Below are 14,053 nucleotides of genomic sequence, written 5' to 3'. Positions count from 1 at the left end.
CCCGGTCAATCGCCTCGAGGCGGATCGGACATCAGTCGCCTGGCCGACGATCAATTGACACCCGACTATCCTTTGAAATAATCGTCCGGTGCCTCGGAGAGCGCTTCCGTAGCTGCCCGGCCCGCCGCCGACCACGCATCTTCGACCGCCTGGAGGACCGGTGCCGTCTGACGACTCCTTCGCGTCGCGCCCGCCCGCCGGGCTGTCCCGCCGGCAGGTCATGGCCTGGTCCACCCTGGTCGCCGCAGCGGCGCCGCTCGGTCTCGTCGGGCGCGGCGCCCCGGCCGCCGCCGGCGAGTCGCCCGACGAGACCTACCAGCGGGTCTTCCTGGAGGCCCTGGCCGCCGACCCCGACCTGCGCCGCCACGCCGTCGCGGGCCGGGAGTTCCTCTACCGGCCCCGGCAGCTGCTGGTGGCCCACCCGGACGTGCAGCGGGTCGTGGGTCGGCTGCGCAGCTACGGCCACCCGGTCACCGAGGGCGTCGGCTTCGGCGGCGTCGCCCGACTCCTCTTCGCCACCGAGACCGACATCCCGTCGGTGGTGACCAGGCTCCGCGACCCGCAGCAGTGGCCCGGGCAGCCGGTGCCCCTGGTCCAGCCGCACCACGCCCTGCTCGGCTTCGGCAACATCATGGGCAACCCGGGCGGTCCGCCCCGGGTCGCCGCTGCCCTGCCGGCGCCGGATCCGGCGCGCGCGGGTGAGGGGGCGGGGGTGACGGTGGGGATCTGCGACACCGGCATCTGGCGGCTGGCCGGTTCCCGCCATCCGCAGTGGTTGGCCGGCAGCTATCTTCCCGAGGTCGACGACGAGGACGCCCTCTACGTCGGCGCTGACGTGCTCGCACTCCAGGGCGGCCACGGCACGTTCGTCGCCGGAGTGGTCCGGCAGGCCGCGCCGGGCGTACGTCTCGATCCCGAGGCCGCGCTGAACGCCACCGGCGTCGGCGACGAGGAGATGCTTGTCGCCGCCCTCGGTCGGCTCGGCCCGCAGGTGTCGGTCGTCAACCTCTCGTTGGGCTACTTCACCCAGGACGATCAGCCTCCGCTGCCGCTGGTCAACGCCCTGGCCGGGCTGCCCGGCCGGGCGGTGGTGGCGTCGGCGGGCAATGCCGGCACCAGCCGGCGGGCCTGGCCGGCCGCCCTGGACCGGGTCCTGGCGGTGGGCGCGGTGAGTGCCGGCGCCACCGGCCCGGTGCCGGCGTCGTACAGCAGCTACGGGTCGTGGGTGGACGCCTGTGCCCTGGGGGACCGGACCAGCACCTACGTCAGGGGTCGGCTCCAATTGCCGGGCCAGCCGATCCGGTACTTCGACGGCTTCGCGGCCTGGACCGGCACCTCGTTCGCCACCGGCCACGTCGCCGGCCGGCTGGCCGCGCTGATGACCAGCGCCGGGCTCGGCGCGGAGGCGGCCCGAGCCGCGCTGGTCGCCGGCCCCCGCTGGCATCCCGACTACGGCGTACTCGTCGCGTGAGGTCGTCGGCACCGGCGCGCGGGGCGTCGTACCGGTGAGCGAGCGCAGCACCGTCGGGCTGGTAGCCGCAGCCTCCTGCGGTGACGAGCGGGCGTGGGGTGAGCTGGTGCGCCGCTACACCCCGCTGGTGCTCTCGGTGATTCGGTCGCACGGACTCGACCAGGTCGACGCGGCGGACGTGAACCAGACCGTCTGGCTCCGCGCCGTGGAGCACCTGGGACGGCTGCGGGAGTCCAACGCCCTGCCCGCCTGGCTGGTCACCACCACCCGACGCGAGTGTTACCGGCTGCTTCGCCTCGGCCGGCGGACCCAGCCGTTCGACCCGTACGACGACTCGGTCGACCGGCACGTCGGCGCCCATCTGCTGGTGGACCCGGTCACCCCGGACGAGGACCTGTTGCGCGCCGAGCGGCAGCAGGCGCTGCGGGAGGCGTTCGCGCAGTTGCCGCCGCGCTGCCGGGACCTGCTGGCCCTGCTGCTGGCCGATCCGCCGGTCAGCTACCGCGAGATCGGCGCGCGGTTGGGCATGCCGGTGGGTAGCGTCGGTCCGAGCCAGGCCCGGTGCCTGCACAAGCTGCGGAACTGTCCGGCACTCGCCCCTTTCCTCAGGGCGCGCCCGGGCGACGAGGGGAGCGGAGGTGACCGGGATGGAGCCGTGGCCGCCAGCCGCTGACGACGCCCTGCTGGCCGAGTTGAGGGCCGCCCTGCGGGACTCCGGCCCGGTGCCGGAGGAGTTCCTGGCCGCAGCCCTCGCCGCGTTCAGCTGGGGGACCGTCGACGCCGAGCTGGCCCTCGCCGAGCTGACCTTCGACTCGGCCTGCGATCCGGAACCGGCCGGTCCCACCCGCTCCGCCGGCTCGGCCCGCACGCTGACGTTCCGCACCGGTGCGGTGGTGGTCGAGATCGAACTGACCCCGACCGGCATCGTCGGGCAGCTCTCACCGGCCCGGGGCGGGCGGGTCGCCGCCCGGACCGCCGTCGGCCCGTACGAGGAGGTGCCGGTGGACGCGGTCGGCTACTTCTCGATGGGGGTGCCGCCCGCCGGTCCGGTCCAGTTCTGCGCCCGCACCGCCGGGTACGCGGTGGCGACCGCCTGGGTCACGCTGCGCTGAGCGGACACCGGGCGGGCCCGGGCGAGGCGGGACCGCCCGGGACACCGGCCGGACACGGGTGGAACGGAGGTCGCGGGCCCCGTCCGCGACCTCCGTCCCTGCCCCTCGAGGGCGTTATCCGGCCCGCTGGGCCACCGTGATGTCGTACCGCACGCCGCCGAGGTCGGCCCGTGCGGCGCCGGTGGTGTCCGGGCCGATCTGGGTCACGTTGACGGCCATCTGCTCCCGGGTCGGCACGGTCGCCGTGAAGTTGAGCGAGAAGGCGAGCCGCTCACCGGGGTTGAGCTCCAGGTTGTCCAGGCTGGCCTGGCCGATGTCGACGATCTCGACCTGGTTGCGGCCCACCTCGCGGACACCCTTGCCGGCCTTGCCGCCCTTGGCCCAGCGCTCGAACAGGGTCGGTCCGAGGTCGGCGACGAGCCGGCCACCGGCGGCCTGGAACGGTGCCCCGGTCTGGCTGAAGACCACGCTGCTGCGGGCCGGCCGGGTCAGCGTGTTGCCGATGGCGAACGGCCGGATCTGCGCCAGGCCGCCCGCGGTCACCGCCACCGAGTCCACGTTGCGCCAGGCGATGTTGTTGTTGTGGCGGGTGTTGACGCCGATGTCCGGTCCCTCGAAGGTCATCGGGTCGTTGGCGGAGACCCAGCGGGCCAGCAGGCAGAAGTGACCCGGCCCGGGCACGTTGTCCCACGGGATGGTGACCGAGGTGACGCCCGGATAGACAGGCACCGCCATCGCCCCGATCTGCGTCCACGCGCCCGGCCAGCCCGCTCCGCCGCCGGGCGTGGTCCGGTAGACCCAGATCGTGCCCTCCTCCATGACGCTGTCGCCGTACGGGCCGGGGTTGCGCAGCTTGATGAAGATGTAGTTCCGCTGGCCGACGATCGGGTTCTGGCTGGTCGCGCACTCGATGGCGGTGTGGCAGACCTTGATGTCCGGGCTCTGCCAGAGCGGGTTCAGCGCGTGCGGTTCGAGCCCCACGTCGGCGGCGGTGTCCTTCATGTACACGTCGACCGCCGCGGCGGTGGCGGGGCCGTCCGCCGGGCCGGCCAGTGGCGCGGCACCGGCCGCGGTGACGGACAACAGCGTCGCCAGTGCCGCGCCGGTGAGCAGGGCGAGCGTCGAACGGCGCGCTCTTCCTGCGAGTCTGGTAGACACATTTCCTCCCGATGATGGGGGATCGCCGTTCGCCCCGGGGTGGTGGCGTGGGCGGGTGGACATCCTTACGGAGCCCGATCGACGCAAGTAGATACATCTGACGCCGACGGGTGATGTCAGATGGCGTGAGTTGCCGTCAAGCCGGCGAAAGCCGCAGAGCGCTCGGATGCGGCGCGCGGGCGAGGACGCACTCGCTGTCCGATGACCGACGCGCTACTGACTGCCACTGCCTTCCGGGTGCTACCTCTCTGCGGGCGTTCGGCCGACCGGGCCGGGCCGGCAGAGCGAAGGAGCCCTCCACATGTTCCCGTTTCCCGACGAAGCGACCAGGAAGGCACTCGATCTCGGCCGGCGCGAGGTGTTCCAGACCTACCGGGTGCTGATGGCCTGCGAACTCCAGCGGCTGCGGCCCATCGTCGGGGCGCTGCCGGCAGGGCTGCGCCGCGACCAGTTGACCGCCCGGCTCGACAAGGTCGCCGCCCTGGCCGTCGGGACCTGGCTGCAACAGATCTCGGAACGCGGCGCGACGATGCACCAGGCGGCCACGCTGTTCAAGGAGGTGCAGGACTCGCTCGACGGGGTCGTGCCCTCCGCCGTCGGCAACCCGTATCTCGTCGCCGCTGTGGACGAACTGAAGACCAGGATCGTCGACGTCATGAACGACGACAAGAGCCCCACGCACGTCGCCGTCAACACCGCGTTCGCGCGACTGTTCGGGTCCACCTCGTCGGTGGCCAAGGCGCGTTTCGCGCAGACGGTCACGGCCCTGCAGGCAGTGCTCAAGCGCACCGACGGCCGACGGTCGGGATTCGTGTGCAACCTGTCGTTGCCCGACGGGATGGGCGCACTGGCCAGCGGTCAGGGTGACACCGCCATCATCAACGTGGGTCGTTCCGCGCTCGACGGGACGATGCACCTGTGGGAGCTCGCCGCCACGCTCGCTCACGAGGGCACGCACATCCTGGCGGACAATCCGACGGTCGACATCGTCTACCGCCACCGCAACGCCGCCTACTACCTGCAGGGCCAGATCGCCCTGCAGAACGCCGCCAACTTCGAGCAGACCGTCTGCGAGGCGTTGGGCGAGGGTGGCCCGTTCCCCACCGACGAGCAGGTGGCCGCCATGCGGGGACGCACCGCGCCCCGGATGGACTCGGTGCACACCGTGCTCGCGTCCCGCATCACCCGCGCCTGGGTGCGCACCTACGACTTCACCCGCCTCGACTTCACCAGGGCCGACCTGCCCAAGCCGGTCGCCCTCGTGCTCACCGACCTGCCGCAGGACCGGGCGTACGCGCCGTTGATCGGGGCGTACATGGAGGCGCTGCACGCGGCGATGCTGGCGCTGATGCGGGCGGAGGGGCGGCTGGTGGTGCGGGCCGAGCCGAAGATGCTCAACCACTCGACGGTCGTCAACGCGGACGGCACCATCCGGTTCACCATCAACTCCGACCTCGCCGCCCGGACGCCCGTGGCCCAGCTCCTGCACTGGATGCTCGACGAACTCGTCGCCGAGGCGAAGTGCCAGATCCCCAAGGACGGGGCGCAACTGCTGGCCCTGATCCTGGGCATCGAGAAGTTCGACCGGGACAACGTGCACGACGTGCTGAACGACTTCTACGACTCCTTCCACTGAGCGGCGGCTGCCGAGCGGTACGCCGACGCCGCCCCCCGTGGCGTCGGGGGCGTACCCATCGACCACAATCGGAGGCCGTCATCATCCACAGTCGAAGGGACACGAGTGAAACGCCGCCTTCTGCACGTCCTGACGGTCGCGACCGTCGTCTTCTCCGGTACGGCTGTGGTGGCCGCGCCCGCCTCGGCGAGCGACGCGTGGGGCATCGTCTGCAACCTCCGGGAGAACACCTGGCTGCGCACCGAGCCGCACGGCCACGTGCTGCTCACCCTGACTGCCGGCCGCGGGTTCCGCTGGCACGGTCAGGTCTCGGCGGTCGACGACGACACCTGGATCTACGGCCACGGCGCTGAGTACCCGTCCGTGGACGGCTGGGTCCCGGCCCGCAACACCACCTGCTGAATCGGCAGTTCCGCCGGGACGGCCGCCGACCGCTGCCGTCCCGGCGCACCGTGGCACCCGGAAGCCGCTGACCATGCCGACCCCGGTCCTCCGTGCAGCCGACCCGGCGACCGACCGGGCGCTGTCGTTCCCGCTCGCCCTCTCGTGGTGGCTACCGGGGTGTCAGCACGCAGAACTCGTTGCCGTCGGGGTCGGCCATGACCACCCAGCTGACCTCGCCCTGGCCGATGTCGATCCGGGTGGCCCCGAGGGCCAGCAGCCGGTCGACCTCCGTCTGCTGGTCGCCGTCCGCAGGCGGAGCGAGGTCGAAGTGCAGTCGTTGCTTGCCTGTCTTCGGGTTCAGCGGTGGACCACCCCAGGTGATCTTCGGGCCGCCGTGCGGTGAACGGATGGCGGTCTCCTGGTCCTGGTCCCAGACCAGCGGCCACCCCAGCGCCTCGCTCCAGAAGTAGCCGACCTTCTGCGAGCCGTCGCAGGCCAGCGCCCCGACGAATCCGCAGTCGGCGAGGAAGTCGTTGCCCGGCGCGATGACGCAGAACTCGTTGCCGTCGGGATCGGCGAGCACGACGTGACCCTCTTCGGGGCGTTGGCCGACGTCGATGTGCTCCGCGCCGAGTTCCAGCGCCCGGGCCACCGTCTGCCGCTGGTCTTCGAGGGACGTGCTCGTCAGGTCGAAGTGCATCGGGTTCGGGCCGACCTTCGGCCTCCCGGTCGGAAGGAATCGGATTCGGAACCCGGTGTCGTCACTGGGCAGCAGCGCGACGCCGTCGTGTGGGTCGTCGGCCAGGTCCCAGCCCAGGACCCCGGACCAGAACCGGGCGAGCCGCAGAGGTTGGTTCGCGTCGAAGCTGAGCGCGAACAGTTGACTCGTCATCTCCTGCGCATCTCCGATCGGCGGTGTGACCGCTGTCGACAGCACGCCTCGGCGGCGCGTAGCTCGGGAGCCTAGGGGCGGGCCGCGTCGTGCGCAGCCGAGTATTCGACGGCCGCCGGGCCTCCGGTCACCTCGCCGCCGGCGGCGAGGTGGCTCCGTTCCCGGCGGCTACGAGACGTGCTGCCAGAGCGGGGAGATCCGGGCCCGCGTGAAGCGCCAGCCGGTCGGCGTACGCGTGGCGGTGTAGCGGGCCTGGACACCGGCGACCCGGTGCGGCGCCTCGCCCCGGCGGAAGAAGTACACGAGCTGATGGGTGCCGACCTCGGCGTGGTCGCCGTCGAGATCCACCACCACGTCGGTGTTGAGGTGCTGGGTCGACTCCTCCTCGGGGCTGGTCCGCCGTAGGACGTCGACGATGTCGTCGATGCCGTGCAGGGCCCCGCGCGGGCTGCTGGTCTCGGCGTCCGGGGCGTAGACGCCCCGCAGGTCCTCGAAGCGCCGCTCGTCCAGTGCCTGGGCGAGCCGGGCGACGAGTTCGCCGATCTCGGCGCGGTCGGTCACGGGTGACATCTCATCCTCCATGTCGTTGGTGTCGCCAACGATATGGCAGATCGTTGGTGCCGCCAACGGTCTGTTAGCGTGGTCACCCGTGGAACCGACACCGGATCGTCTCGCCACGAAGGCGAGCTGGCTGATCACGCAGACCGCGGTGCACGCGCGGCGGCTCGTCGCCCGGGGGTTCGCCACCGCGGGCGCGCGGGGCTACCACTACCGGGTGCTCGCGGCATTGCGGGAGTTCGGTTCCGCGAGCCAGGCGGAGCTGGGGCGGCGCTGCCGCATGGACCGCAGCGACGTCGTGGCGGCCGTGACCGAGCTGGAGGGGGAGGGCTTCGTCGAGCGCAGCGCCGACCCGGCGGACCGCCGACGCAACATCGTCACCAGCACCGAGGCGGGTGCGCGGCAACTGCGGCGGCTGGACCGCGCGCTCGACGACGTGCAGGACGAGCTGCTCGCCCCGCTGTCGACCTCCGAGCGGCAGGCCCTCGTCGCGCTGCTCGGCAAGGTGCTCGACCACCACGGCGGCGCGCCGACGTCGTGATCCGGCCTGAGCGCCACCAGGCCGCACCCGCCGGCGGCCACCGGTCGCGCTCCTGATCAGGCACGACCACGCGCCCGCGCCGCCGATGGGCGGCCAGCGTCTGCCCCGACGTGTCGACGCAGGCGCCAACCGCGGGTCGGTTGGTGTGACCTAGATCATCGCCTTGTCTCCCGTCGGGGCCACGACTGACCGGTCGCGGTGCGCCCGAACCGGCCGGACCTGCGGCTTCCGCGGATCGCGTCCGCTCGTCCCGCTGACTCCGCCTCGGCTGCTCGGCCGATGGGTCGCTGTCGTGTCGGTCACTACTGTTAGCGTGCCCTCGTTGTCGATCACGGCCGATTCCTCACGAAATCTGGCTGTTCTGCCACTGCGGAGGGTATTCCTGATGGCCTGGCTACCGGTGGGAGACTCGTACGAGATCTCCCTCGTGGACGGAAAGGTGGCGGCGCGATCCACCGGCCCGCGTGCCGGTGGTCGTCCCCTGAAGACGCTGCCGAAGGCGCTGCGCGACGACCCCGAGGTGGACCGGCTGCGCCAGCTCGCCCAGTGGCTGGACCGGCACGCCGCCGAATGCCTGGCCCGGGTCGACGCCTGGGTGGTGTCCTCGCTGCCGGTGCCGACGGGGCTGCTGGCCCGGGTCTGGCCGGACCCGGCCTGGCAGGACGCGCTGCGCGACCTCGTGGTCCTCGGGGACGACCCGGCCGAGCCGGGCTTCCTGCGCGACGTCACCGACACCGGCGACCTCCGCGTGGTCAACCTCGACGGGGACACCGTCCGGCTCTCGCCGGCGACCGCCACACTGCCGCACCCGGTGCGGCTGCCCGACCTGCCCGACCTGCGCGAGTTCGCAGACGAACTGGACGTCACCCAGCGGATCGAGCAACTGCACCGGGGCACCTGGGGCAAGCCCGACGAGGTGAAGCAGCGCGACACGGCCATCACCGACTTCCGCGGCACCACGGTCCCCAACCGGCTCGCCGCCCGGGCCGCCACGCTCGGCTTCCGGGTCTCCGGCTCCCAGATCAGGTGCCGGGTCTGGGAGGCCGGCCGCGCGGTCGAGGCCGCCATGCGGTTCGACGAGGACTACTGGGACTCCGAGGCGACCCTGGGCAACCTCTCCTGGTCGGCGGTGGACGGCCCGACGTTGCGGTTGACCGAGGTCGGGCCGGTGGCCTGGTCGGAAGGAATGCGGATGGCGACGGCCCTGTCCGGCGCCGTGACCGGAACGGGGAAGAAGGCGTGACCGGGATGACGACGACCGCTGGCGACGACTCGGTCGAGAGCCTGCTGACCGCCGGCGCGGTGCTGCCGGCCGACACCGCCGGGGCCGGCGACCGGGCGGTGCCCCTCACCGCCCGCACCTACCGGCACCCGGCCCTCGGCGACCGACCGGTGGTCCGCCTGGTCGACGCCGCCCTCGGCGAGGGCGAGGACATCGCCGTCGAGTTCCTCGGCCTGACGCCGGGCGCCGAGCCGGTCGTCGTCGGGCTGGGCCCCCGCCGGCCGCTGGCGTTCCCGGAGTGGGTGCTGGTGCACCACCCGGCGGACGGCCGGCACGCGTTGGCGGTGGTGCCGGAGTTGCAGAAGCTGGCCAAGCAGGTGCGCTCGCGGCCCAAGGCCGCCCTGGACGGGCACCAGAGCATCGCCGACCGGCTCGCCCGCACGCTGCCGCACTTCCTGCCGACGTTCTTCGAGCAGGCGGCGCGGGTGTTCCTGGGCGCCGGGCAGGACGCGTACGCGACGCAGCTGTTCAACAAGGCGCGCAAGGCGGAGGCGCAGCACGGCCTGCCGGTCGACCTGAACCGGCTGGACGAGGTCTACGTGGAGTTCGCCTCGGCCAAGGTCGTGTCCGCGACCGCGTTGGCGGGCTACGCCAAGGAGCTGTCCGCCCAGTTGCCGGCAGGCGAGGCGCTGGAGCGGTTCTGCCGGCTGGCGCTGCGGGCCGCGACCGCCGGCGTCGTTCCGTCCACCCAGTCGGCCGGGGTGGTGAACCGGCTGGTCCGGGCCGCCACCAAGGCCGCCGGTAAGGCCGGCGCGGCCGCCGTCGCCGAGCGCGAGTCCGCCTACCTGACCGAGCTGCTCCGGTTGCCGGTGGCCGCCGAGGCACCGGCCGGTTGGTGGAAGGCGCACCTGCCGGCGGTGACGGCGCTGGCCGGGCGCGACCCGGCGATCCGCGGCAGCCTGCTCGACCTGATGCCCGCCGACCGGGACGACCTGGTCACGTGGCTGGCCCTGCTGACCGACACCGGTGCGCTCGCCGGGCTGTCCGACCCGGACGTGCCGGAGCCGGCCCGCCCGCAGGACGGCTCCGTCGGCTGGCTGCGCCGCTTCCTGGCCCGTGCCAACTCCGGCCACCGCCGTCGGCTGCCGCAGCTGTACCCGCTCGTCGAGCGGATGGCCGACCGGCTGCGCGTCGAACTGGCCGACAGCGGCGAGGCCCTCGGCGCGGACGGGGACCTGGAACTGCTCGACCTGCTGCTCGCCCTCGACCTGCCGGTGGCCGCGCCGAAGGAGCACGAGACTCTGGACCTGGCGAACTGGGTCACGCGCGGGGGAGAACGCGACCTGCTCGCCGTGGCGGGCGACGCCCGGTTCACCGGTGCCCTGCGCCGGGGCCTCGACCAGCTCGACGACCAGCAGGCCGCCCTGCGCCGGATGGTCGAGACGCCGGGCGTCCGGCCGATGCTTGTCGACTGGCTGCGGGCCCGGATCCGCGACCGGTTCGCCGCCGGGCTGCCGTACCTGCCGGCGTCGGTGGACTGGCTGGGCCGGCTCCCGGTCGAGGCGCTGCGCCTGGTCTCCGACGAGCTCGACGGAGCGGGCGAGCCCGGCCGGGGCGGCGACCTCGGGCAGGCCCTCGGCGTCGACCTCGCCGAGCGCGTCGCCCGCAGCCTGCGCGGCGGGCTCCTCGCCGAGTTGGGCTGGCCGGACTGGGAGCTGGCCTGGCAGGAGGTGACCGGCGGCGACCGGCAGGTCGAGGTGATCCGGCAGGAGGCCTGGCCGTACGCGATCCTGGGCGGGCCGACCACGGTGCGGGTGATCGGCGCCGAGGGCATCGTGCTCCGCCACGACCTGCGCATCCCGGCCGGCGACATGTGGGGTCAGCCCGGCTACCACTTCGTCGACGGCCAACTGCTGGTCTACTGGCGTTCCAAGGCGCTCGACTACGACCTGCGCGGCTACTGGCACTCGTCGCCCGGAGAACCGCAGCTCATCCAGGGCCGCCACCACGGCAGCCAGCCGCGCGGGAAGCAGATCACCCTGCCGCTGACCGGCGGCGGCCGGACCACCGGCGACGGCGTGCTGCACGCCGGTGACACCGCTGTCCCGTCCGAGCTGCCGGTCATCACCGACGGCACCTCGCACTGGGTGTACCGGCACGGCGAGGACGACGACACCCACGGCTGGCGCGAGTACGACCCCGTCGCCAACACCCACGGCCGGCGCGGCCTGCCCGGGTTCCTGGCCGACCTCCCGGTCGACGGGAGCCGCCTCCAGGAAACGGCCAGCTGGCTGCGGCCGGCCCTGTCCGACCGGGCCACCCCGGCCGCCGTCCCCGTGGACGGGCTGCTCGGCTGGCGGGTGGTCACGCTGCCGGACGGCTCGGTACGCGGTACGGACCTGGCCGGTCGTACCGTCACCGTCGCCGCGGGCCAGGAGCCGATCGCGGCGCTGGTGCTGCCCGGCGACGACCGGCCCCGGGCCGTGCTCAAGGGTCCCGTCCTGGTCGACCCGGACGGGGTGGTGTCGGCCGCCGCCGGACCGCCGTCCAGCCGGGACTACAGCCCCGGCCCGGTCCCGCTGCCGGCCCGGCAGTTCCTCGGCAACCTGCTGCCCCGCGACCCGGCCGGCTCCACCGCCCTGCGCCGGATGGACCGGGAGACCGCCGCCGCACTGCTGAAGGTCGCCCTCGACGAGCGCCGCGCCATCCTGGCCGAAGAGGCGGCACGGGCCGCGGCCCGCGCGGCGGCGCGGTCCGGGCTGACCGTGGCCACCCAGGCCGTCACCGGCCTTCCCATCGCCGTTCCCGCGTCCACGGTCGGCGCCGGCCATGCCCCCGCCAGCACCGGCGCGACCGCCGTCGAGGACGACACGGACGCGCTGGTCGAGCTGGTCCGCTCGACGGTGCCGGCGCTCAGCCACGACGCCCTGCTGGCCGGTGTGGTCGGGGCGCTGCGGCTGGCCGCCCGGGTACGCACCGACCTGGAGGCGGTGACCGAGCGGCTCACCAGGTCGCTGTCCGCCCCGGTCGCGGTGGTGCCGACGGCCACCGTGACCGGACCCACCGACCGGCAGCTCAGCGCGGCGCTGGACGGCCTGCGCGGCTCGATCTACGGAGCGGGCACCGTGGCGCACGCCTTCACCCAGTTCCGGGCGTTGGCCATTCAGCGCTCCGTCACCGGCGGGGGCGATCCCGCCGTACGGCTGCACCTGGACGGGCCGGCGCTGCCGTCCACCCTGGACTGGTGGGCGCTGCTCGGGGGCGTCGCCGCCGTCGCCTACCGGGCCGTCGCGGCGGTCACCCCGGACGAGCACCGGGAGACGCTGCGGGCCCTGCTCACCGAGCTGGACGGGCTCGACCTGGTCGCGGCGGCCGAGCCGGGGCGGTGGCGCCGGTGCATACTGCACGTGCTGGACGGCGAAATGAGAAACCCCGACGGCTCGCGCCGCTATCCGCGGCCGGGCATCCTGCCGCTGCCCGACGGGGCGTTCCTCGCGGTGCTCAACTCCAGCGGCACGACCACCGGCTACTTCTTCGAGGCGCTGCACCACGACCCGGCCGGCGTCTTCGCCTTGCCCGAGCCGTACACGTTGCACTCCTTGGAGCCCGTCGGTGACGAACGGCCGGCCGGCTGGCTGGCCGCCTTCCGCACCGAGTGGGCCGCGCGTGGCCCGCTGCCCTGGCGGCCGGAGGCGGCTGAACGGTTCGCCGAGCTGACCGGCATCACCCCCACCGCCGCGAAGCTGGTGCTGGCCGGCCTGCCGTACGCCGACTCGGCCGGCACCGTGCCGACCGAGCTGCGCAAGGCGCTCGGGATCAGGCAGGTCGGCGAGGTCAAGCTGGCCTTCGGGGTCCTGCGGGAGGCGAGGCCGGCACTGCGGCTGGCTGTGGTCTCGGCGCTGCTGCCGGCCGACCCGGCCCGGCTGTGGACCGACGGACCGGACGTGGCCGCCGCGGCGGCGGTATGGAACGCCGCTCTGGGGCGCCGGGCGGTCGTGCCCGAACAGCTGCTCGCCGAGGCGACCCGTGCGATCCGCACCGGCTGGGCGCCCGCGAAGGCGTTGCCGGCGCTGCTCGACCCGGCCCGCTCGGCCGAGCTGAGCACCGATTTGGCCTTCGAGGTCCGGGGCAACCGGGCCCGGCCCGTCGCCAAGCGTCCGGCGGGCTTCACCGGGCACGTGCTGCACTCCACCATCGCCCTGGCGGCCTGGGTCGCGCACCACACGCCGGTCGGCGACCCGTGCCGGGCGGCGCTGCCGGCCGCGTTGGCCACGATCCGGGACCGGCTGGCCAACCCCGACCTCATGCTCGACCTGGAGCAGTACGTCTACCTGCCCGAGTTCCGGCAGGTGGCGGGCACCCCGTCGGAGACGGGCCCGGGCTGGGAACGCTACGGCGCCATCGTACTGTCCACCCACGACAGCCGACCGTTGCCCGCGCTGCGGCCGGAGCTGCTCGACGCCGACGGCACGGACCCGTACCTGCCGGCGCTGCGCAGGGACGTGGCCAAGCCGTACCCGGTGGAGGTGGCGCTGCGGCTGGTGCGCGACCCGCGCTTCGCGGCGCTGCTCGCCGACCCGGGGGAGCCCGCCGACGGCGCGCGGGCGGCGGACGGGACCTGGTGGCCGCAGGATCCCACCCGGTCGGCGTCCGACGTGGTCGCCGAGGTCGCCGAGGCGTACGGCCTGGGCACCGACGCGGCGGCGGCGTACCTGATGCTGCTGGCCATGCCCGACCCGACGGACCGCAACACGGCGAGGTGGACGGGCTGGAAGCCGGCGCGGCTGAAGGCGGCGCGCGCCGAGTTGGCCGGCACCGACCTGGTCGTCGAGGCCAGCCGGTCCCGGGCCGGCCGGTCGCTGTTCCTGCCCGGCCCGTGGCTGGAGCGCGGCGCCGGGCAGGTGCCGATCGAAGGCTGGAAGTTGGCCCTGTTCGACCTCGCCCCCGACGGCACGGCCGCGCTCGGGGTGACCGTGCCGTTCGAACCGGCCGCGGAACTCTACCGGCGGTCCTGGCAACGCCTCCGCGACGGTGACCTGCCCCGCCTCGCCGACCTGCCCGGCCGCTGACTCCTGTCCG

Annotated in this window: 11 protein-coding genes; 8 read left to right on the top strand and 3 right to left on the bottom strand. The window is 73.7% G+C overall.

Translation table 11 applies throughout. The features are described 5' to 3' along the window. Positions 1–160 precede the first annotated feature (160 nt). The 3 genes from ACGFNF_RS19765 to ACGFNF_RS19755 are packed head-to-tail and all read left to right on the top strand — an operon-like array spanning position 161 to position 2,583. Positions 161–1,471 (top strand): S8 family serine peptidase, encoded by a 1,311-nt coding sequence (locus tag ACGFNF_RS19765; RefSeq protein ID WP_393169639.1) that lies wholly within the window; start codon positions 161–163, stop codon positions 1,469–1,471. 34 nt (positions 1,472–1,505) lie between these two features. Next, the gene (locus ACGFNF_RS19760) at positions 1,506–2,144 is read left to right on the top strand and encodes an RNA polymerase sigma factor (RefSeq protein WP_132237817.1); all 639 of its coding nucleotides are present in this window, start codon (positions 1,506–1,508) and stop codon (positions 2,142–2,144) included. Next, a complete protein-coding gene (locus tag ACGFNF_RS19755) occupies positions 2,119–2,583 on the top strand; it encodes a hypothetical protein (protein WP_393169802.1) in 465 nt (154 codons plus the stop codon). The genes ACGFNF_RS19760 and ACGFNF_RS19755 overlap by 26 nt, the downstream gene beginning before the upstream one ends. Before the next feature lie 114 nt (positions 2,584–2,697). Here ACGFNF_RS19755 and ACGFNF_RS19750 read toward each other — a convergent pair whose 3' ends face one another. Further along, positions 2,698–3,741, bottom strand: coding sequence for a hypothetical protein (locus ACGFNF_RS19750; RefSeq protein WP_393169637.1), 1,044 nt, complete (start codon positions 3,739–3,741; stop codon positions 2,698–2,700). Between the two features lie 301 nt (positions 3,742–4,042). Between ACGFNF_RS19750 and ACGFNF_RS19745 the strand changes: the two genes are divergently transcribed. Next, positions 4,043–5,377 (top strand): hypothetical protein, encoded by a 1,335-nt coding sequence (locus tag ACGFNF_RS19745; RefSeq protein ID WP_393169635.1) that lies wholly within the window; start codon positions 4,043–4,045, stop codon positions 5,375–5,377. A gap of 105 nt (positions 5,378–5,482) precedes the next feature. Next, complete coding sequence (locus ACGFNF_RS19740) at positions 5,483–5,779, top strand: hypothetical protein (protein ID WP_357577157.1); 297 nt, start codon at positions 5,483–5,485, stop codon at positions 5,777–5,779. Positions 5,780–5,930: 151 nt separating this feature from the next. Here the strand turns inward: ACGFNF_RS19740 and ACGFNF_RS19735 are convergent, their stop codons facing one another. Together ACGFNF_RS19735 and ACGFNF_RS19730 are read right to left on the bottom strand one after the other, a co-directional pair. Further along, positions 5,931–6,653 carry a VOC family protein gene (locus ACGFNF_RS19735; RefSeq protein WP_393169633.1) on the bottom strand — a complete coding sequence of 241 codons (723 nt, stop codon included), beginning with the start codon at positions 6,651–6,653 and terminating at the stop codon, positions 5,931–5,933. Positions 6,654–6,821: 168 nt separating this feature from the next. Beyond that, complete coding sequence (locus ACGFNF_RS19730) at positions 6,822–7,223, bottom strand: nuclear transport factor 2 family protein (protein WP_393169631.1); 402 nt, start codon at positions 7,221–7,223, stop codon at positions 6,822–6,824. Positions 7,224–7,302: 79 nt separating this feature from the next. Here ACGFNF_RS19730 and ACGFNF_RS19725 point away from each other — a divergent pair, with 79 nt between their 5' ends. The 3 genes from ACGFNF_RS19725 to ACGFNF_RS19715 all read left to right on the top strand — a co-directional run bounded on the left by ACGFNF_RS19725 (position 7,303) and on the right by ACGFNF_RS19715 (position 14,043). Further along, complete coding sequence (locus tag ACGFNF_RS19725) at positions 7,303–7,752, top strand: MarR family winged helix-turn-helix transcriptional regulator (protein ID WP_393169629.1); 450 nt, start codon at positions 7,303–7,305, stop codon at positions 7,750–7,752. A 385-nt stretch (positions 7,753–8,137) separates the two neighbouring features. Beyond that, the gene (locus tag ACGFNF_RS19720) at positions 8,138–8,995 is read left to right on the top strand and encodes a DUF4132 domain-containing protein (RefSeq protein ID WP_393169627.1); all 858 of its coding nucleotides are present in this window, start codon (positions 8,138–8,140) and stop codon (positions 8,993–8,995) included. Positions 8,996–9,000: 5 nt separating this feature from the next. After that, positions 9,001–14,043, top strand: coding sequence for a hypothetical protein (locus tag ACGFNF_RS19715; protein ID WP_393169625.1), 5,043 nt, complete (start codon positions 9,001–9,003; stop codon positions 14,041–14,043). Positions 14,044–14,053 lie beyond the last annotated feature (10 nt).

This window comes from Micromonospora sp. NPDC048868 (genome assembly GCF_043198195.1).
GTDB classification, from domain to species: domain Bacteria; phylum Actinomycetota; class Actinomycetes; order Mycobacteriales; family Micromonosporaceae; genus Micromonospora; species Micromonospora reichwaldensis.
This window is presented reverse-complemented; position numbering and strand designations above follow the sequence as displayed.

Bases quoted from the DNA above. Each gene is read 5' to 3' on its own strand.
- ACGFNF_RS19755 (WP_393169802.1), top strand. From the start codon at position 2,119: ATGGAGCCGTGGCCGCCAGCCGCTGACGACGCCCTGCTGGCCGAGTTG.
- ACGFNF_RS19745 (WP_393169635.1), top strand. From the start codon at position 4,043: ATGTTCCCGTTTCCCGACGAAGCGACCAGGAAGGCACTCGATCTCGGC.
- ACGFNF_RS19735 (WP_393169633.1), bottom strand. From the start codon at position 6,653: ATGACGAGTCAACTGTTCGCGCTCAGCTTCGACGCGAACCAACCTCTG.
- ACGFNF_RS19730 (WP_393169631.1), bottom strand. From the start codon at position 7,223: ATGTCACCCGTGACCGACCGCGCCGAGATCGGCGAACTCGTCGCCCGG.
- ACGFNF_RS19720 (WP_393169627.1), top strand. From the start codon at position 8,138: ATGGCCTGGCTACCGGTGGGAGACTCGTACGAGATCTCCCTCGTGGAC.
- ACGFNF_RS19715 (WP_393169625.1), top strand. From the start codon at position 9,001: ATGACGACGACCGCTGGCGACGACTCGGTCGAGAGCCTGCTGACCGCC.